The 19,188-nt window shown below is 64.3% G+C and carries 20 protein-coding genes; 10 read left to right on the top strand and 10 right to left on the bottom strand.

Annotation, left to right across the window (positions count from 1 at the left end):
• Window positions 1-2: 2 nt before the first annotated feature.
• Window positions 3-2,408: an endopeptidase La gene (gene lon, locus BRA471DRAFT_RS26555; protein WP_007612909.1), complete on the top strand. Its 2,406-nt coding sequence runs from the start codon at window positions 3-5 to the stop codon at window positions 2,406-2,408.
• Window positions 2,409-2,413: 5 nt separating this feature from the next.
• Entirely contained in the window at window positions 2,414-2,569 is a 156-nt protein-coding gene (locus tag BRA471DRAFT_RS39110) for a hypothetical protein (RefSeq protein ID WP_007612910.1), read from the top strand.
• A 71-nt stretch (window positions 2,570-2,640) separates the two neighbouring features.
• On the opposite strand, the gene BRA471DRAFT_RS26560 is transcribed toward BRA471DRAFT_RS39110, so the two are convergent.
• From BRA471DRAFT_RS26560 to BRA471DRAFT_RS26570, 3 genes are all read right to left on the bottom strand, one after another.
• Entirely contained in the window at window positions 2,641-2,943 is a 303-nt protein-coding gene (locus BRA471DRAFT_RS26560; RefSeq protein ID WP_007601427.1) for an HU family DNA-binding protein, read from the bottom strand.
• Window positions 2,944-3,300: 357 nt separating this feature from the next.
• Window positions 3,301-4,533, bottom strand: a complete 1,233-nt coding sequence (locus tag BRA471DRAFT_RS26565) for an acetyl-CoA C-acetyltransferase (RefSeq protein WP_007612911.1) — start codon at window positions 4,531-4,533, stop codon at window positions 3,301-3,303.
• Between the two features lie 235 nt (window positions 4,534-4,768).
• Complete coding sequence (locus BRA471DRAFT_RS26570; RefSeq protein ID WP_007612912.1) at window positions 4,769-6,232, bottom strand: GH1 family beta-glucosidase; 1,464 nt, start codon at window positions 6,230-6,232, stop codon at window positions 4,769-4,771.
• Window positions 6,233-6,723: 491 nt separating this feature from the next.
• Between BRA471DRAFT_RS26570 and BRA471DRAFT_RS26575 the strand changes: the two genes are divergently transcribed.
• Window positions 6,724-6,930 (top strand): hypothetical protein, encoded by a 207-nt coding sequence (locus tag BRA471DRAFT_RS26575; RefSeq protein WP_007601421.1) that lies wholly within the window; start codon window positions 6,724-6,726, stop codon window positions 6,928-6,930.
• 27 nt (window positions 6,931-6,957) lie between these two features.
• Here BRA471DRAFT_RS26575 and BRA471DRAFT_RS26580 read toward each other — a convergent pair whose 3' ends face one another.
• The 6 genes from BRA471DRAFT_RS26580 to BRA471DRAFT_RS26600 form a co-directional block, all read right to left on the bottom strand.
• Window positions 6,958-7,365: a hypothetical protein gene (locus BRA471DRAFT_RS26580; RefSeq protein ID WP_007612914.1), complete on the bottom strand. Its 408-nt coding sequence runs from the start codon at window positions 7,363-7,365 to the stop codon at window positions 6,958-6,960.
• Window positions 7,366-7,424: 59 nt separating this feature from the next.
• Window positions 7,425-7,592: a hypothetical protein gene (locus BRA471DRAFT_RS39115; protein WP_007612915.1), complete on the bottom strand. Its 168-nt coding sequence runs from the start codon at window positions 7,590-7,592 to the stop codon at window positions 7,425-7,427.
• A 168-nt stretch (window positions 7,593-7,760) separates the two neighbouring features.
• Window positions 7,761-7,994, bottom strand: coding sequence for a hypothetical protein (locus tag BRA471DRAFT_RS39120; protein WP_007612916.1), 234 nt, complete (start codon window positions 7,992-7,994; stop codon window positions 7,761-7,763).
• Entirely contained in the window at window positions 7,991-8,290 is a 300-nt protein-coding gene (locus BRA471DRAFT_RS39125; RefSeq protein ID WP_007612918.1) for a hypothetical protein, read from the bottom strand. Before BRA471DRAFT_RS39125 ends, BRA471DRAFT_RS39120 begins: the two co-directional genes overlap by 4 nt.
• A gap of 142 nt (window positions 8,291-8,432) precedes the next feature.
• Complete coding sequence (locus BRA471DRAFT_RS26595; protein ID WP_007612919.1) at window positions 8,433-10,922, bottom strand: TonB-dependent receptor; 2,490 nt, start codon at window positions 10,920-10,922, stop codon at window positions 8,433-8,435.
• 153 nt (window positions 10,923-11,075) lie between these two features.
• Window positions 11,076-12,434 (bottom strand): histidine kinase, encoded by a 1,359-nt coding sequence (locus BRA471DRAFT_RS26600; protein ID WP_007612920.1) that lies wholly within the window; start codon window positions 12,432-12,434, stop codon window positions 11,076-11,078.
• A gap of 144 nt (window positions 12,435-12,578) precedes the next feature.
• Between BRA471DRAFT_RS26600 and BRA471DRAFT_RS26605 the strand changes: the two genes are divergently transcribed.
• Both BRA471DRAFT_RS26605 and fghA read left to right on the top strand, forming a co-directional pair.
• Window positions 12,579-13,199, top strand: a complete 621-nt coding sequence (locus BRA471DRAFT_RS26605) for a response regulator transcription factor (protein WP_007612921.1) — start codon at window positions 12,579-12,581, stop codon at window positions 13,197-13,199.
• A gap of 69 nt (window positions 13,200-13,268) precedes the next feature.
• Window positions 13,269-14,114, top strand: coding sequence for an S-formylglutathione hydrolase (gene fghA / locus BRA471DRAFT_RS26610; RefSeq protein ID WP_007612922.1), 846 nt, complete (start codon window positions 13,269-13,271; stop codon window positions 14,112-14,114).
• Between the two features lie 7 nt (window positions 14,115-14,121).
• Here fghA and BRA471DRAFT_RS26615 read toward each other — a convergent pair whose 3' ends face one another.
• Complete coding sequence (locus BRA471DRAFT_RS26615) at window positions 14,122-14,622, bottom strand: DUF3280 domain-containing protein (protein ID WP_007612923.1); 501 nt, start codon at window positions 14,620-14,622, stop codon at window positions 14,122-14,124.
• A 127-nt stretch (window positions 14,623-14,749) separates the two neighbouring features.
• On the opposite strand from BRA471DRAFT_RS26615, the gene BRA471DRAFT_RS26620 reads away from it, so the two are divergent.
• The 5 genes from BRA471DRAFT_RS26620 to BRA471DRAFT_RS26640 are packed head-to-tail and all read left to right on the top strand — an operon-like array spanning window position 14,750 to window position 19,181.
• Complete coding sequence (locus BRA471DRAFT_RS26620; RefSeq protein WP_007612930.1) at window positions 14,750-15,931, top strand: ABC transporter substrate-binding protein; 1,182 nt, start codon at window positions 14,750-14,752, stop codon at window positions 15,929-15,931.
• A gap of 10 nt (window positions 15,932-15,941) precedes the next feature.
• Window positions 15,942-16,922, top strand: coding sequence for a YVTN family beta-propeller repeat protein (locus tag BRA471DRAFT_RS26625; RefSeq protein WP_007612932.1), 981 nt, complete (start codon window positions 15,942-15,944; stop codon window positions 16,920-16,922).
• Window positions 16,919-17,725, top strand: a complete 807-nt coding sequence (locus BRA471DRAFT_RS26630; RefSeq protein WP_007612933.1) for an ABC transporter ATP-binding protein — start codon at window positions 16,919-16,921, stop codon at window positions 17,723-17,725. Before BRA471DRAFT_RS26625 ends, BRA471DRAFT_RS26630 begins: the two co-directional genes overlap by 4 nt.
• A complete protein-coding gene (locus BRA471DRAFT_RS26635) occupies window positions 17,722-18,570 on the top strand; it encodes an ABC transporter permease (protein WP_007612935.1) in 849 nt (282 codons plus the stop codon). Before BRA471DRAFT_RS26630 ends, BRA471DRAFT_RS26635 begins: the two co-directional genes overlap by 4 nt.
• Window positions 18,567-19,181, top strand: coding sequence for a hypothetical protein (locus tag BRA471DRAFT_RS26640; protein WP_007612937.1), 615 nt, complete (start codon window positions 18,567-18,569; stop codon window positions 19,179-19,181). The genes BRA471DRAFT_RS26635 and BRA471DRAFT_RS26640 overlap by 4 nt, the downstream gene beginning before the upstream one ends.
• Window positions 19,182-19,188: the final 7 nt, after the last annotated feature.

The following is a 19,188-nucleotide window of genomic DNA, read 5'->3' on the forward strand; positions in this document are numbered from 1 at the left end:
TCATGGCCACCGAACCAATGAATACCGCACCGACCAATCCCCAGAGCAATTCCGACGTGAAGATTCCCGAAGACGCGCTGATCATCATTCCCGTGCGTGAGATGGTGCTATTCCCCGGCGCCATCGCGCCGATCGCGATCGCGCGGCCGAAGTCGGTCGCCGCCGCGCAACAGGCGCTGCGCGAGCAGCGGCCGGTCGGCATCGTCCTGCAACGCAGCCCCGAGACCGAGGAGCCCGGACCGGACGACCTCTATCGGGTCGCGACCATCGCCAACATCGTGCGCTACATCACCGCGCCCGACGGCACCCATCACATCGTCTGCCAGGGCGTGCAGCGCGCGCGCATCCTCGACTTCCTGCCGGGGACGCCGTTCCCGGCCGCGCGGATCCAGCAGATTCCGGAGCCGACCACGAGCACGCCCGAGATCGAGGCCCGCGGGCTGAACCTGCAGCGCCAGGCCATCGAGGCGATCGAGCTGCTGCCGCAGGCGCCGCCCGAACTGATCGCGATGTTCCAGGGCACCACCGCGCCCGGCGCGCTGGCGGATCTGGCGACCTCGTTCATGGACATCAAGCCGCAGGACAAGCAGGAGGTGCTGGAGACCATCGACCTCGCCTTGCGCGTCGAGAAGGTGTCGAAGCATCTGGCCGAGCGGCTGGAGGTGCTGCGCATCAGCAACGAGATCGGCCAGCAGACCCGCGCCAGCTTCGACGAGCGGCAGCGCGAAGCGATCCTGCGCGAGCAGATGGCGACCATCCAGCGTCAGCTCGGCGAAGGCGACGGCAAGGCGGCCGAGGTCGCCGAGCTGACCGCTGCCATCGCCAAGGCCAACATGCCGCCCGAGGCCGACGCGCATGCGAAGAAGGAGCTGCGCCGCTACGAGCGCATGCCGGAGGCCGCCGGCGAGGCCGGCATGGTCCGCACTTACCTGGACTGGCTGATCGAGCTGCCGTGGGCGCTGCCTGCGGAGAAGCCGATCGACATCAAGGAAGCGCGCCGCATCCTCGACGCCGATCATTTTGGCCTGGAGAAGATCAAGAGCCGGATCATCGAATATCTGGCGGTGCGCAAGCTGGCGCCGCAGGGCAAGGCGCCGATCCTGTGCTTTGTCGGACCGCCCGGCGTCGGCAAGACCTCGCTCGGCCAGTCCATCGCACGCGCGATGGATCGTCCCTTCGTGCGCGTCAGCCTCGGCGGCGTGCATGACGAGGCCGAGATCCGCGGGCATCGGCGCACCTATATCGGCGCGCTGCCCGGCAACATCATCCAGGGCATCAAGAAGGCGGGCGCCCGGAACTGCGTCATGATGCTGGACGAGATCGACAAGATGGGTCGCGGCGTGCAGGGCGATCCTTCCGCCGCGATGCTGGAGGTGCTCGACCCCGAGCAGAACGGGACATTCCGGGACAATTACCTGGGCGTGCCCTTCGACCTGTCGCGCGTGGTGTTCATCGCGACCGCCAACATGCTGGACCAGATCCCGGGTCCGCTGCTGGACCGCATGGAGCTGATCAGTCTCACCGGCTACACCCAGGAAGAGAAGCTGGAGATCGCCAAGCGCTATCTGGTGCGGCGGCAGCTCGAGGCCAATGGCTTGACGGCTGAGCAGGCCGAGATCGAGCCGGAGGCGCTGAAGCTGGTGGTCAAGGGCTACACCCGCGAAGCCGGCGTGCGTAACCTGGAGCGGGAGATCGGAAAGCTGTTCCGCCATGCTGCCGTGCAGGTCGCCGAGGGCACGGCTGCCAAGGTCGTCGTGACGCCGAAGGATATCGGCACCGTGCTCGGCCAGCCGCGCTTCGAAGGTGAGATCGCACAGCGCACCAGCATTCCAGGCGTGGCCACCGGCCTCGCTTGGACGCCGGTCGGCGGCGACATCCTGTTCATCGAGGCGTCGCGAGTATCAGGCCGCGGCGGCATGATCCTGACCGGCCAGCTCGGTGAGGTCATGCGCGAGAGCGTGCAGGCTGCGATGACGCTGGTGAAGAGTAAGGCCACGCAGCTCGGCATCGATCCGCAGCTGTTCGAAAAGAGCGACATCCACGTTCACGTGCCCGCAGGCGCGACCCCGAAGGACGGGCCGAGCGCGGGCGTCGCGATGTTCACGGCGCTGACGTCCCTGCTCACCAATCGCACGGTGCGCAGCGACACCGCCATGACCGGCGAGATCTCGCTGCGCGGCCTGGTGCTGCCGGTCGGCGGCATCAAGGAGAAGGTGGTGGCGGCTGCGGCCGCTGGCCTGAAGCGGGTGATGCTGCCGGCGCGCAACAAGCGAGACTATGACGACATCCCGCAGAGCGCGCGGGATAACCTCGAATTCATCTGGCTTGAGCGCGTCGACGAAGCCATCGCCGCGGCGCTCGAGCCGGCCGAGGCCAAGATCGAGGCCAAGGTCGAAGCGGCGGAGTGAATGCGATGAAAAAACTGCTGGAAAGAGCGAAGCGATCGCGGACAACGCAACGGCTGCGCCAGTTGCTCGATCGCGCCATCGACGGGGTTCGCGATGCGCTGGCGGCATCAGGACCGCGGCTTCAGCCGATCCCGGTCCGCGTGAAGCGCCGCAAGGGTTGAGCCCTCCGTCTCAAGTCCTCGCGACAGCCCCGAACAAAAGGCCCCCTCCACGCGAGGGGGCCTTTGCGTTGTTAGCCCACGGCGTCCTTGGCGGCCTTGACCGGGCGGGCGCGGACGATCTTGCGGGCCGGCTTGGCCTTGAACATCATCTCTTCGCCCGTGAACGGGTTGGTGCCCTTGCGTGCCTTGGTCGCGGGCTTCTTGATGACCACGAACTTGGCGAAGCCCGGCACCAGGAACAGGCCGTTCTTCTTGAGCTCCTTGTGGCCGACGTCGGTCAGCGTCTCCATGACGCTCTTGACGTCACGCTTGGAAAGCTCGGTGGTGGTCGCGATCTTTTCGATCAGCTGCGATTTCGACATTTGGGTGGCCATCGTGTCTCCTCTGATTCGTTGACGGCTGCATATTAGACCAACCGGTGAAGGCCTATAGCCTTCTGCACAGTTTTGTCGGGGTTTTACGGGCTTTTTTGGCCCTCTGTGGCAAAAAACCCTGCTTTTTAGCCACTTCCGGAGCGGGAGAAGCCTCAGGCAGCGGATTTTACCTTGTTTCAAAGGCCCGCACGCAGCCTTGCTAAAGCTGATTCGATGCTTTCGACAAGCGACGACCGGCCTCTTTGTCGAAAGCCGGCCGCGATTCACCCTGAAAAATAAGGCTAGATCGTCGTGATGCGGCGATGGCGGGTACTTTCTCTCCCTTATTTCTAAGGAGCGCGACGAGCTTCGCTCGCGCTAGATACGTTCGATGATGACGGCCGGGGCCATGCCACCGGCCGCGCACATGGTGACGAGACCGCGCTTCAAGTCGCGCCGTTCGAGCTCGTCGAGCACGGTGCCGATCAGGATCGAGCCGGTGGCGCCGATGGGATGGCCGAGCGCGATCGAGCCGCCATTGACGTTGACCTTGGCGCGGTCGAGCTTGAGGTCGCGGATGTATTTTTCCGCAACCACGGCAAAGGCCTCGTTGATCTCGAACAGGTCGATGTCGTCGATGGTCAACCCCGCCTTCGCCAGCACCTTGCGCGTGGCCGGCACCGGCGCGTTCAGCATCAGCGTCGGCGAGTCCCCCATGTTCGCCATTGCGACGACGCGGGCGCGCGGCTTCAGGCCGTGCGCCCTGGCGTAAGCGGGCGACGCCAGAAGGATCGCGGCGGCGCCGTCGACGACGCCGGACGAATTGCCGGCGTGGTGCATGAAATCGATCTCGAGGTCGGGGTACTTCTGCAGGATCAGACCGCGATAGGTCGTGCCCTTGTCGTCGAGCGCATGGTCGGCGACCGCGGGGAATGCAGGCTTCAAAGCGCTCAGCCCTTCCATCGTGGTCTGCGGCCGCGGATATTCGTCATGGTCGAGCGCGAGGCTGCCGTCCTCGCGATGCACCGGCACGAGGCTCTTCTTGAAGTGGCCGTTCGCGATCGCATGCGCGGCACGCTTCTGGCTTTCGAGGCCGAGCGCGTCGACGTCCCTGCGCGTGATGCCCTCCAGCGTCGCGATCGCGTCGGCGCAGACGCCCTGATGCGACTGCGGATGCCGCGCACGCAGGCGCAGATTGCCGTTGTCCATCATCATCGGGCCACCGCCGCGGCGTCCTTCCATCGACATCATCTCGCAGCCGCCGGCGACGACGAGATCTTCCGCGCCCGCCATGATCGAGCTTGCGGCCATGTTGACGCTGGTGATGCCGGAGCCGCAGAAGCGGTCGAGCGTCACGGCACTGGCGCGCACGTCGTAGCCGGCGTCCAGCGCCGACATGCGGCCGAGATCGCCGCCTTGCGTTGCGACCTGCGCGCTGCAGCCCCAGATGATGTCGTCGACGTCGGCGGTGTCGATGCCGGTGCGCGTCGCGAGCGCACGCAGCACGGTTGCTCCGAGCTGCTGCGGATGAATGCCGGAGAGCGCCCCCTTGCCGGCCTTGCCGACGCCCCGCGGGGTCCGGCAGGCATCGATGATGAGTGCGTCGGTCATTGGCGTGTCCTCTTGTTATGAATGGTTGAGGACGGTTTTGAATAAGGCAGAGAGTGGAGTCAATGCGCGGCGCTGCACTCCCTCTCCCCGTTCTTACGGGGAGAGGGTTGGGGTGAGGGGCTGCCTCAACAAAGACGGTGACAGACGGACTCGCGGAGACTCCCCCTCACCCGGATTTTCCGCTGCGCGTAAAATCCGGCCTCTCCCCGCAAGCGGGAGAGGCGAAGAGACGCCGCTACGCCCCCGCCGCGTTCTTCGCGATCACGTTGCGGTAGAAGCTGGCGCTGAGTTTCGGCGTGCGCGCCTGGGTGTCGAAATTGACGTGGTAGAGCCCAAAGCGCTTGTTGAGCCCGAACACCCATTCAAAATTGTCCATCAGGCTCCAGAGGAAATAGCCGCGCACCGGCACGCCTTCGGCGGTAGCGCGCTGGAGCTGGGCGAGGTAGTTGCGCAAATACATGATGCGGTCGGTGTCGTAGATCTTGCCATCGGGCGTCACGGCGTCTTCGCCGGAGGTGCCGTTCTCGCTGATATAGATCGCATCTGTCTTCCAGATCTTCGCCGCCAGCTTCGGCACCCAGTAGATCGTCTCGGGGCCGACGCGCAGCCAGTCCGAATTCATGTGCGGGAACGATTTCGGGATCGGCAGCGGCATGAAGCCCGCACCCTGGTCGGAGGCCACCACGTAGTTCTGTGGCGCGTAGATGTTGAGGCCGAGGAAATCGACCGGCGAAGAGATGATCTTCAGCTCCGCATCGGTGTATTTCGGCGCAGCGCGCCCGGCGAACTTCAGGAAGGCATCGGTATACTGGCCCGTCATGATGACGTTGAGATAGCCCGCGTTCATCTCGCGCAGCGCGATCTCGGCGGCACGGACGTTCTCCGGCGTGTCGATCGCGGGCGCGCAGGCATCGATGTTCTCGGCCGGTCCCACCCTGGTGCCGCGGCGGCCATGGGCGCGCACCGCCTGCACTGCGAGCCCGTGCGCGAGCGCGCTGTTGTGCCTGATCTGGTTGACCTCGGCCTGCGGCAGCGTCACGCCCGGCGCGTCGATGCCGATGCCGTAGCCGAAATGGACGAAGCGACCGCTCTCGTTCAGTGTGAAGACGTTCTTGACGCGATCGGTCAGGTGCTCGGCGACATAGGCCGCGTAATCGCCGAAGATCCTGCAGGTCTCCGTCGATCGCCAGCCGCCAAACCGGTCCTGGAGCGATTGCGGCAGGTCCCAATGATAGAGCGTCAGCCACGGCTCGATACCGTTCTTGAGGAGTTCGTCGACCAGGCGGTTGTAGAAGTCGAGCCCCTTCGGGTTGGGCTTGCCGTCGCCGTCCGGAAACAGCCGCGGCCAGGCCACCGAGAAGCGATAGGCCTTGCAACCGAGCTCCCTGATGAGCGCGATGTCCTCCTTGTAGCGGTAATAGTGCTCGTTGGCGCGGTCGCCGGTGGTGCCGTCCTCGATCTTGCCGGGGATGCGAACGAACTTGTCCCAGATCGAGGCCCCTCGCCCGTCCTCGTTGACCGCGCCCTCGACCTGATAGGACGAAGTCGCCGTGCCCCAGACGAAGCCCGCCGGAAAGCCGTCCACGTTCCGCGGCGGCGATGCGGGCTTGGCGTCCGTGACCTCGAGAGGATTGGCGATTCCGGCTGCGGACAATCCCGCCAGCGTGGCGAACTGGCGACGCGAGACCTTGTCCGACATTGATCCTGCTCCGGGGTGATGCTCTTGCGGCGGCACCATGGCGAATCGCGGGTCGTTTGAGAAGCGGGCGAGCCGAGGGCCGAGGATGCAGGATTGCAGAATGCGACAAAGTTGTCCGAAAGGGGCCACGGCGATCGTCGGCAGAGCTACCCCAAAGCCGAAATACCAGCCCCGCCGTGATTTGAATTCCAGCCCAATCCGGCGAGGAAGTTGTCAGTTCCCTCGATACGAAGGCCCGTAGGCTCACAGAATGCCATAAACCGCTCGGAAATTACGACCAAAGTTCGCAAATATGGCGTATGGTGCGCCATCGCCGCTCCGCTCTGGGCGATTGTCTGTCTGCACCGGTCAAGCAAGGGAACGACTGACTTATGACGCGATTTGACCGCATGGGACTGTGGTGACCTCTTCCGCTTGACCAAGCGCCTGTCCTGCCAGGGATACAACGACTGACCCCACGTCAGAGCCACTGTGAATTTCGAGGTAGATATATGTCGTATGCCTACAAGCTGAATGAAGACGTTCGCCACCAGCCGCAAGGCCCGCAAGGACGTGCCGCAACTGAGCCACCGATGATTTACACCATCGTCCAGCATATGCCCATCGAGGCCGATGGACGTCTCCGATACCGCATCAAGTGCAAGTCGGAGAAAATCGAGCGAGTCGTCACGGAAGATCAGCTTTCGTATTCGCAGTGATCTGCTTGATGACGGTGGCGTCCGCGATCAGCGCGAGCGCTTCGGCAACTTTGGCAGCTTGTCGGGATTGAACGGCGGCATCTGCCGGCTTCGTTCAGGTGCGGGCGTCTGCTGTTCCGTCAAAATCAGCGTACCCTGGAGGACCATTCCCGGCACCTGCACTGCCGTCGCCGTGTAGGTCGCGACCTTGCCCGGGCAGTTTCCCTCGATATCCAGCGTGAGCTCATCATCGACGCCGAACACCGTTGCGCGTCCGTCGGTGTGGCGCTTCGTCGACACGGTGGCGGTGAAGCGATCTCCGTCGATCTTGCAAGAGCCGTGATAGGTCATCAGACTGTCGCAGGCCCAGATCTGTCCGTCTGCGACGTGGACGATCCCGGTCCCCTGATCGAGCGGTGTCTTGTACCAGGCGGCGTAGGTGCCGTCCTTCAGCATGGGAGCAGTCTCCCGGTATTCCCTCGCGCATCATCCACACGATCAGCGCTAACAAAGCGTTAATCGCGCGGCCCGTGCCAATCCGGGCTATCCCTGCGCAGCTCGGCTTCCAAGTCCTCGATGATGCTGTGAAGCAGACACGCGGCAAGTGGATCGGTCACTTCGCGCTCCAAACGCCGGTAACGCGCGATCTGAAATTCCTGCTCTCTCAACTGGTGCTCTGTCATCGGACGGGCCCTCCGACAAACCGACGCAGAGACAGCCAAGTCGTTTCGTTACAATTTTAGGATCATTCGCTATGGTTTCCGATCGGTAAAAACAACGCGACGCCGGGCTTCGCCGGCGCGCGGGATCATCGGACGTGTCAAAGGTCGATACGCCGACATGCGCCGCTGTTACGGCACATTACCGCTTCTCCGACTCTCGCCGATGCTGTGCGGCTTGTTGAGGAAGAACTCCCGGTTACCGAGAGCCGCTTCCGCGTATTGATCAATCGCAACCTGGATGGCCTCGATGTGCATGCGGCACCAGCCCTCGAGGCAGGACAGGCGCCGCGCATGATGGAGCGCCTTCAGAAATTCCGGGGGCTCCTGCATGTCGGAGAAGTAGGTCGGCCTCTCCCCCTTCATGCCCGTGCCATCTCTCGCGGCGGAACAAGGCGGTGCTTCTCACCACCAACGCGCGATGGCATCGGCCGACGGCGGGGAACGAAGAGGCTGGCGACGACGATCGGGTCGGTGTCTCCGAGCGCGGCCCGCTCCTGAACGAGGCCGCTCATCACGGTGCGCATCTTCATGACTTCGCCTGCGACGAAGCTGCAGTCCTCGTCCCTGTTGATCTGCTCATGCATGATCGCCTCGGTCTCACGCATGCTGACGCGTAATGCCCTGATGATCCTGCGGATTTCGTTGATGCGGTTGTCCATGGCTCGCTCCCTTGGCTGGACGAGCAACATAAGAACAAAACATGAACAATGAGTCAATCGGCTTGAGGTAGAACAGAGCCGGCGTGACACGCCGTTCCGGGCGGCGCCACCCCGCGCCAGCCCCCGGGCTTACCGAGCCAGATCAGAACGTCACCCGCATCCCCGCATAGAAGGCGCGCGGCCTTGCCGGACTGAGCGAGCGCGGGTCGGTGAACTCGGCACCGCCATTGGTGAAGTTGGGCACGGCTTTGGTGTCGAAGAACTGTCCGTAGGTCGCGTAGCGCTTGTCGAAGATATTGTCGATCTTGCCGTAGAGCTGGACGTTCTTGGTCACCTGGTAGGACGTGTGCAGGTTGAACACGGTATAGGACGGCAGCTTCGCATATTGGTTGGACTCGTCGCCGACCAGATATTGGCTGGAGACGAACAGCGCGTTGCCGCCGACTTTCCAGACGTCGGTGACGGCATAGTCGATGCCGACCTTGACGCGATGGCGCGGGATCGCCGGGAGCTTGTTGCCGGGCAGCACCTGAATGGTCTCGGTGACCGTATCCCTGAACGGGCTTTCGGAACCGAGCGCGAAAGCGTCGAGATAGCGTGCGTCGACGAACGCGTAGCTCGCCTGAAACTGAAGCGTGGGCGACTTGATGTTGACCTCGGCTTCGAGCCCCTGACGCCTGGTACGGCCGACATTAGAAAAATAGCCGAAGCCGGTGCGGCCGACTGCGGGAACGGCGACGATGTCGTCGTAATTGGTGGCGCGGAAGCCGCCGATCTTCCAGCCGAGCGTGCCGATGTTCAGCTCCCTGCTGCCGCGCAGGCCCGCTTCCACGGTCTTGGACACGACCTGCTTCAATGGCGGATCGGAGACGAGAAACGCGGCAATGAGACAGGGACGGGCAGGATCGGCGCAGCCGAGCTCGAGTGGCGTCGGAACGCGGTTGGCCTCGGAATAGCCGGCATAGGCCGTCAGCTCCGGCGTGATCTTGTAGGTGCCGCCGATCACCGGATTGAAGCGGGTGAAGGTGTGATCGCCGTTGAGATCGGTCCCGAGCTGATCCTCCAGCGTGATGCGCGCCACGTTGAAACGGCCGCCGCCGGTGACAGCGAAGGCGTCCGTGATATTGAACGTGTCCATTGCGTAGAGGCCGTTATACTGGTTGACGGTCCGCAGCGAGACAGGGCCGGCAACGGTATCCGGTACGCCGGTCGGCCCCAGGAAGAGGCCGCTGCCGCTGACGACGTAGTTTTCTCCGATCGTGCCGATTTCGGCGGTGGCGTTGTAGCGCGTGACACTGGCGTCATAGGTCGTGCCCATCACGAAGCGGTTGTCGTGGCCGAACAATTGATCGGTGTTGGTGGCCTGCCCCGACACGCCGAAGGTGGTCGAGCGTATCGAGCTGCGGTCGATCTCGCCGAGGATGGTCCCGGACGCGAAAGGATTGGCAAGCGGCAGGCCGTTCACGCCGTTGGCCGGTGTGGCGCCGTCGCCGAAGCAAAGAAGGCCGCTGAGCCCCGGATCGGTGCATTCCTGCGCGTCGGTCGGATTGCCGTCGACGAGCTTCTGCTCGTACCGGCGCACATGGGCGGTGCCTTCGAGCGTCCAGGTCGGCGTCGCATCGACCTTGCCCGTCAGGTTGAGATAGCCGACGCGGTTGGAAGTGGTCTGCGGGGTCGTGTAGGTCGCGCCCCAATATTTGTCGAGCAGCTCGGCGGGAACGGCGGCGCTGGCGCCGAAATCATTCTTGGCGACGCCCATGTTGGCGTGGAATTCGCTGTCGCCGGCCTTGTAGCCGACATCGCCGTAGAAGCGGCGCACGTCCGACTGGGAGAAATTGCGGAAGCCGCTGTCGTGCAAGCCTTCGAGCGCGGCATAGACGCCGAAGTTCTTGTCGACCGTCTTGCCCCATTGCGCCGAGCCCTGGATGCGGCCGAACGAGCCGCCCATGAGATCAAGCTCCGCGCCCTGATAGGTGAAACCGTCCTTCATTTGCAAATTGATCGCGCCGCCCAGCGCGTTGAGGCCGAAGGCGGGGTTGTTGGTCACGAGCGTCACCGACCGGATCGCCGCGGTCGGGATCAGATCCCAGTTGACGGCGTCGGAGAAGGCTTCGTTGATGCGGACGCCATTCTGATACACCGCGAGGCCTTGGGGCGTGCCCGTCACGGGCGAGGCAACGAAGCCGCGGAATTCGACATCCGGCTGAAACGGATTGCCGGTGACCTCGCTGATGTTGACGCCGGCGATGTTGTCGCGAAGCGCGTCGGTGATGTTCAGCGAGCCGGTGCGCTTGATCTGGCTGGCGTCGACGGCGTTGATCGCCGACGAGACCTTGTCGACGTCAAGGCCTCTGCCGGTACCCGGCGCGGTCGGGTAGACGTAGAGGCGCGTCCTGGGGCTCGCGGATGACGGCGCTCCGATGTGCGCGACCGGACGCGATGACGCAGTGCGCCGCGCCGTTGACGGCGGCGGCGCCGTCACCTCGACCGGCGGCAGGTTCTGGACGTTGGTTTCCTCGTCCGGCGCGGCCCACGCGGGGATCGCAAAGACGGAGAGCAGCCCGGTCGAAACCGAGGCCATCAACAAACGACGCTTGAACCCAAGAGCCTTGAACCGAACGCGATCGCCCATCCCAGCCTTCCCATCCGTCACCACCGGCTGTTTTGATTTTCGCCGGTTGGTCGAAACGAGTGTAATCGGCAGCGATGACTGCGCCAGCCACAAAAGGTCGGGCCGTATCCGCACCAATCTTCCCGACCAAATCGGGAATTTTTCCCGACGCGATCAGGCCGCCGCCGTCGGAACCAGCGCCTCGACGGTCAGACCGCCTTCACCGGAGACGACGTTGAGCGTGCCGCCCAGCGCGAGAATCCGCTCGCGCATGCCGACGAGCCCGAAGCCGAGCTTCTGGCCCGGCTCCATGCCACGGCCATTGTCGCTGACCCGCACCCTGGCACAGCTGCGGCCGTCGCTTGCCGCCTGCGTCACCGGCTCGATGACGACATTGACCGAGGTCGCCCCGGCGTGGCGGAACACGTTGGTGAGCGCCTCTTGCACGATGCGGTAGATGGTGAGGTCAGCGGTCTCCCCGGTGACGCCAAGCGCCGGCGAGATCACGGTCTCGATAGTGACATCGGGATGCGACTCCCGCCACAGCCGCGACAGCGATTCCAGTGCCTGGCGCAGGCCGAGCTCGGCCAGGCCGACGGGACGGAGGCGCTCCAGCACGCGGCGATTGAACTGCTGAAGCGCATTGATCTGCTCCAGCATGGCACTGCCGTGTTTTCGCACGGCCTCCGCACTCGGGGCGCGTCCGTCCGCCTGCTTCGCCAGCGCGCTGGCATGCGCGCGCAGCGAGAACAGATATGGCCCGAACTCGTCATGGAGCTCGCGCGCGATCTCCTTGCGCTCGACGTCCTGGAGCGACACCGTTCGCTCCGCAAGGCGCCGCTTGTCCTCGATGGCGTCACTGAGCGTTGCCGCAAGATGGTTGAGCTTGGTGCAGATCGCGGCGAGTTCCGGCGCGCCGCCCGGCGCGACGCGCGCCTGATAGCGACCGTCTTCGAGCTCGGCCATCACATCCGCCAGGGACTGGAGCGGCGCCAGTGCCCGGCCGACCACATTCATCATCACCAGGAACAGCGCCAGCGCGATCGCCGAGCCGACCTCGAGCTGGGTCACGATGGCGTCCCAGATCTCGGCGATCTCGTCATCGGGATGGGAGGTGATCAGCAGCGAACCCGGCTTGCCATGGATCGAGACGGGTACGCTCACCGCGGTCTGCTCGGGATGAACCAGGCTGACGAACCAGGCCGGCGGCGCGCGGGTGTCGTCATCGGCGTCGGTCCGGGGCTGCGTCAGCGGACTGCCGGCTTCGTCCCGAAGCGCGATGCTGACATGGCGCAGGCGGCTGAGGTCGCGCGCGATCTGGTTCAGCCTCGCATCCGGATCGGGCGCCTCGTTGAGATCAGCAACGATCATTTCGATGAATTCGCGCGCGAGCCGGATCACGCTCTGGTCCTCGGCCCGCACGCGCGGTCCGGCTTCCGCGACCTGGCGGCCGATATTGACGGCGAGTCCCAGCGCCAGCAGCAGCGCCAGCAGCAGGTTGATGCGCCCGCGCAAGGATAGATTTTGCCACATTGGTCTCGCCCGTGCCTCGCGAAGGATTGGCCTGCGCCTGTCCGATAACGTTGACAGAGGCGAAGCGCCCGATATCTAATCGAAAGCGTACAGCAATCCCGGCCGGGCGCGAAACAGGCCAAGACGCTGTCGCGAGGAACGCCCATGCGCATTTTGATCGTCGACGATCATCCCATCGTCGCCTCCGGCTGCCGTGCCGTGCTGGCCGACGAGGGCGAGATCGAGATTTTGGAGGCCGCCGACGCCGAAGACGGCGAGTGCGTCTTCATCGTCGAGCGCCCCGACCTCTCGATCATCGACATCAACCTGCCGACCGTGTCCGGCTTCGAGCTCGCGCGCCGCATCCTCGAGCGCGCGCCCGAGGCTCGAATCATCATGTTCAGCATGAACGACGACCCTGCTTTCGCCGCGCGTGCGATCGAGTGCGGCGCCAAGGGCTACGTCTCCAAGACCGGCGACCCCGATGATCTCGTCGAGGCAATCCGCACCGTCGGCAGCGGCGGCACCTATCTGCCGAGCGCAATCGCGCGCAGCATCGCCTTTGCCGGACCCGCTCTGGCGCAAAGCCCGCTGTCGAAGCTGAACGCGCGCGAGATGGAGATTTTGCGGCTGCTCAGCGCCGGAAAGAGCCTATCCGAGATCGCCTGGCTGGTGCAGTCGTCTTACAAGACTGTCGCCAACACCTCGTCCATCATGCGCCAGAAGCTCGGGGTGAAAACCTCTGTCGAGCTGGTGCGGCTGGCGATCGACAGTGGCGTGGCCTGACGGCGCCACGAATTCGGTCACACAAGCGTTGCAATCCTGATGTGGTGTGATGCCACGGAGCATAACGGCATGACGATCCAGACTGTCTCGACCAACACATCCTATGGCGGCGTGCAGGGCGTGTATCGCCATGCCAGCCAGGCGACCGGAACCGACATGACGTTCTCGGTCTATGTTCCTCCGCATGCGCAGAGCGCCAAACTGCCCGTGGTCTGGTATCTCTCCGGCCTCACCTGCACGCACGCCAACGTCACCGAGAAGGGCGAATTCCGCAAAGCCTGCGCCGAGCTCGGCCTGATCTTCGTCGCGCCCGACACCTCACCGCGCGGCCCCGACGTGCCGGGCGATGCCAACAATGCCTATGATTTCGGTCTTGGGGCCGGCTTCTATGTCGACGCGACGGAAGCGCCGTTTTCACGCAATTATCGCATGTGGAGCTACGTCACCGACGAACTGCCGAAACTCGTGGCAGAGAATTTTCCAGTCGATGCAAAGCGCCAATCGGTGATGGGCCATTCGATGGGCGGCCATGGCGCGCTGACGGTGGCGCTGCGCAACCCGCACCGTTTTCGCGCGGCCAGCGCCTTTGCGCCGATCGTGGCGCCGTCGCTCGTGCCCTGGGGCATCAAGGCGCTGACCGGCTATCTCGGACCGAACAAGGACGTTTGGCGCAGCCACGACACGGTGGCGCTGATCGAGGACGGCGCGAAGTTTTCAGGCTTCCTCGTCGACGTCGGCGAGGCCGATAATTTCCTGAAGGAGCAGCTTCGTCCTGAATTGCTGCAGGCGGCCTGTGCCAAGGCCAACATCCCGCTGACGCTGCGACGACAGGCGGGCTACGACCACAGCTATTATTTCATCTCGACCTTCATGGGCGATCACCTGCACTGGCATGCGGAGAGATTGAAGGGGTAAATCCCCCTCACGGCTTGCCGTAGTTCGGTGCCAGCAACCGGTTGCGGATCAGATAGTTCATCGTGCGCGTCCAGGATTCATCCGTATTGCCGCGCATGTCGGCACTGGCGGCCGTGATCATGTTGCCGGTCTTCACGTCGCGCAGGTAGATGTTGAGGTTGATGATCAGGTTCGAGACCTTCTGCACCATGCCGGTGATTTCCAGATCGGCACCCAGCTGCCCGGCAAGCTTGAGGTCGCAGCCGCCGCAAGCCTGCAGATTGCTGTGACGGGCCGCATCCCGGATCGGCGCGATATCGAGCAGCTGGAACCTGCCTGACTCAACCAGTGCCTTGCGCAACTGCTCGCTGATGAGTTCGAGCCGCGCCTCCTCGGGCTTGGATCCATAGAACTCGCCGGGCAGGCTGGTGTCGATCAGTTCAAAGTCGAATACCGCGAGTTTCGGCGGATCGGCGAGCGCGGCCGAGCCCGTCAACAACAAAGCTGCGAAACATATCAGCGCTCGCATGATCGTGATTCCCGGCGTGGCAGCGTGAGGACGAAATGCGGGGTTGCATGCCCTGACAAATCGGTCATGCTTTAGCAGAGACAATTCTCCATCGGCGGTCAAGCCGGGGAGAACATCTGGAGGAAACATGATCCGATGGTTGGTCGGCCTGATCGGCCTGGGTGTTGCTGCGACGAGCGCGCTCGCGGCCGACCCCGTCGTGATCGGCGTCGGCTATCTCGGAATCGCCGGCACCAGATCGACGCTGTCGCTGGTCGAGCAGCCCGCGGAGAATGACGGCGTCGCCGGCGCGCGCCTCGCCATCGAGGACAACAATACCACCGGCAAATTCCTGGGCCAGCGATTTGCGCTGCAGGAGCGGCGTATCAAGGAGGGCGAGGATGCCGTGCAGGCCGCGACCGACCTCGCCGCACGCAACGGCTTCATCATCGCCGACCTGCCGGCCGACGCGCTGCTGAAGGTCGCCGACGCCCTGCGCGAGCGCGGCACGTTGCTGTTCAACGCCGGCGCGATCGACGAGCGGCTGCGCGAGGCCGATTGCCGTGCCAACGTCATTCACACCGCGCCGACGCGCGCAATGCTGGCCGATGCGCTCGGCCAATATCTGGTGTGGAAGCAGTGGAAGCGCTGGCTGCTCGTGGTCGGCTCGCATGACGAGGACAAACTGTTCGCCGATGCGCTCCGGCGCACCGCGACGCGGTTCGGCGCCAAGATCGTGCAGGAGCGCAGCTTCGAAGACAAAGGCGGCGCGCGCCGCACGGACTCGGGCGTGACGCTGATCCAGCGCCAGATGCCGGTATTCACGCAACAGGCACCGGCCTACGACGTGCTGGTCGCCGCCGACGAGAGCGAGGTGTTCGGCGCCTACCTGCCCTATCGCACCTGGGATCCGCGGCCTGTCGCGGGCTCTGCCGGCCTGGTGCCGCGGAGCTGGGACGCCGCGCAGGACCAGTGGGGCGCGATCCAGATGCAGAACCGCTTCGTCAAGCTGAACGCGCGGCGGATGACCGCGCTCGACATGCAGGCGTGGACGGCCGTGCGCATGATCGGAGAGGCCACCTCGCGCACCAATTCCGGCGACATCAAGAAGGTCACCGATTTCATCAAGGGCCCGGATTTCTCGGTCGCCGCCTTCAAGGGCACGAAGCTGACCTTGCGCGACTGGAACCTGCAGCTGCGCCAGCCGATCCTGCTGGTCGACGGCCGAATGGTGGTGTCGGTGTCTCCGCAGGAAGGTTTCCTGCATCAGGTCTCCGAGCTCGACACGCTCGGCTATGACCGCCCGGAGAGCAAATGCAAGCTAAAGTGAGGACATTAAAGTGAGGACTTGGACGTTGCGCGCGTGGCGCATTGGGTTGCTGTCCGGATTGGCACTGGCGGCAGCGCCGGCGCATGCGTTCGTCGCCTATGTCTCGAACGAGAAGAGCAACACGGTGTCGGTGATCGATACCGAGAGCTGGACGGTGACCAGGACCATCAAGGTCGGCCAACGCCCGCGCGGCATCGATTTCACGCGCGACGGCAAGTTCGTGATGGTCGCGGTCGGCGACGACGACACCATCCAGATGATCGACGCCAAGACGCAAACCGTGGTGGACAGCCTGCCCTCCGGGCCGGACCCGGAATTGTTCGCCCAGGATGCCGCCGGCAAGGTCCTCTATGTCGCCAACGAGAACGACAACACGGTGACCGTGATCGACCTCGAGAAGCGCGCCCGCCTTGGCGACATCCAGGTCGGCGTCGAGCCCGAGGGCATGACCATCAGCCCGGACGGCAAGACGCTGATCAACACGTCCGAGACCACCAACATGGCGCATTTCATCGACACGTCGTCGCGCCAGATCGTCGCCAACGTGCTGGTCGACGCGCGGCCGCGCTTTGCCGAATTCAAGCACGACGCTTCCGAATTGTGGGTGTCCTCGGAGATCGGCGGCACCGTGTCGATCATCGACCCCCGCAAGCACGAGGTGACAGGCAAGATCAATTTCGAGATTCCGGGGTTGAGGAAAGAGGCGATCCAGCCCGTTGGTATCGGCATGACCAAGGACGACAAGACCGCCTTCATCGCGCTCGGTCCCGCCAACCGCATCGCCGTGGTCGATACCGGCTCGCGCAAGGTGACGAAGTATCTGCTGGTGGGACAGCGGGTCTGGCACATGGCATTCACGCCGGACGAAAAATTTCTGCTCACCACCAACGGCGTCTCGAACGACGTCTCGGTCATCGACGTCGCCGCGCAAAAAGTGATCAAGACCATTCAGGTGGGCGAACTGCCCTGGGGTATCACGATCGCGCCATGACCAGCCCTGCTCCCATCGCCGAACAACGCGAAACACCAAGGCCCGATCCGGCGGCTGTGCCCGCGCTGTCGATCGACGGCGTCAGCCACGCTTATGGCCCGCGCCGCGCGCTGGTGGACGTGTCCTTCAACGTCCAGCCCGCGAGCTTCACGGCCCTGCTCGGCCTCAACGGCGCAGGCAAGAGCACGCTGTTCTCGCTGATCACGCGGCTGTTCGGGATCCAGTCCGGCCGCGTCAGCATTTTCGGCCATGACATCAGCAAAAGCCCCGGCGAAGCGCTGCGGTTGCTCGGCGTCGTGTTCCAGCCGCGCACGCTCGATCTCGATCTGTCGCTGACGCAGAACCTGCTCTATCACGCCGCACTCCACGGCATCAGCCGCCGCGAGGCGCGAGCGCGGGCCGCCGAGCTGCTCGATCGCATCGGGCTTACCGAGCGCGCCGGCAGCAAAGTGCGCGATCTCTCGGGCGGGCAGATGCGACGGCTGGAGATCGCACGCGCCCTGCTGCACCGGCCGCGCCTGCTGTTGCTGGACGAGCCGACCGTCGGCCTCGACGTCAAGGCGCGCGCCGACATCATCGGCCATGTGCGCCAGCTCGTGAGCGAGCAAGGCATCGGCGTGCTCTGGGCCACGCATCTGTTCGACGAGATCATGACCGGTGACGATCTCGTGGTGCTGCACCAGGGCAAGGTGCTGGCGCAGGGACCGATGAGCCGCGTCGTCGCGGAAGCCGGCGCGCAGGACGTCAACACCGCCTTCATGCGCCTGACCGGCGCGCAGACCCTGCCGGGCGGCGGCGCATGAGCAGCATCACCACGCGCGAGGCGCCACGCGGCTTCTCCGCCGCCGAATACATGACCTGCCTCACGGGCATCGTCTGGCGCGAGGGACTGCGCTTCCTGCACCAGCGCGAGCGTTTCGTCTCGGCGCTGGTGCGGCCGCTGGTGTGGCTGTTCATCTTCGCCGCCGGCTTCCGCCAGGTGCTCGGCATCTCCATCATCCCGCCCTACGAGACCTACATCCTCTACGAGGTCTTCATCGCGCCCGGGCTGATGGCCATGATCCAGCTCTTCAACGGCATGCAGTCCTCGCTCTCGATGGTCTACGACCGCGAGATGGGGAACATGCGCACGCTGCTGGTAAGCCCATTACCGCGCGGCTACCTGTTGTTCTGCAAGCTGCTCGCGGGCACCGCGGTGTCGCTGCTCCAGGTCTATGCGTTCCTGCTGATCGCCTGGTTCTGGGACATCACCCCTCCTCTATCAGGCTATCTCACCGTGCTGCCGGCACTGATCCTGTCCGGACTGATGCTGGGCTCGCTGGGCATGCTGATCTCCTCCGGCATCAAGCAGCTGGAGAACTTTGCCGGCGTGATGAATTTTGTCATTTTCCCGATGTTCTTCGCTTCATCGGCACTCTACCCGCTCTGGCGGGTGCAGGAGGGCAGCCCCTATCTCTACTATGTCTGCGAGGCCAATCCGTTCACCCATGCGGTCGAGCTGATACGCTTCGCGCTGTATGGGCAGATCAACTGGATCTCGCTGGCGGTGGTCGCGACCTGCACAATCGTCTTCATGATCGGCGCGATCTATGCCTATGATCCCTCGCGCGGGCTGGCGCGACGTGGCCCTGCGGGAGGCGAAGGATGACGTTTCGGGTTCTGGCCATGGCCGCTCTGATGCTTGCAGCCGCGAGCACGGCGGCACGCGCGGCCGATCCGCGTTATCCGGATTGGCCCTGCACGCAGGCAAAAGTGCCGGAAATTTCGCTCGCCGCCGTCTGGGCTGGTCCTTCGCTCGACGACGTGCAGAACAAGTGGAAGGACGACGCCAAAGTCAGCGCGCTGGTCGCCAAACTGTCTGCACGCAAGACGCCGCTGGACGAGGCCGAGAAGCTGGTGAAGGAGTTTTTGGCGGGCTCCGCGGCCGACAAGACCGCGAATGCGAAACTGCTGTTCGCAGGCCTGTTCGACACGCTCAACGCTCAGCGCTCGCAGGTCATGAGCGGGCTGGAGCGCGTCAGCCGCAAGCAGCGCGAAGCCGCCGACAAGATCCGCGAGGAGAGTGTCCAGATCCAGGCGCTCCAGGGCGCCACGCCGCGCGACGAGGCTAAGGTCGAGGCGCTCAGCAACGAGCTGATCTGGAAGACCCGCATTTTCGAGGACCGCCACAAGGTGGTGCGGTTCGTTTGCGAGGTTCCCACGACCATCGACCAGCGGCTGTTTGCGCTCGGACGCGTGATCCAGCAGGAAATGGAATAGAGTCAGC

The sequence above is a fragment of the Bradyrhizobium sp. WSM471 genome, from assembly GCF_000244915.1.
GTDB lineage: Bacteria > Pseudomonadota > Alphaproteobacteria > Rhizobiales > Xanthobacteraceae > Bradyrhizobium.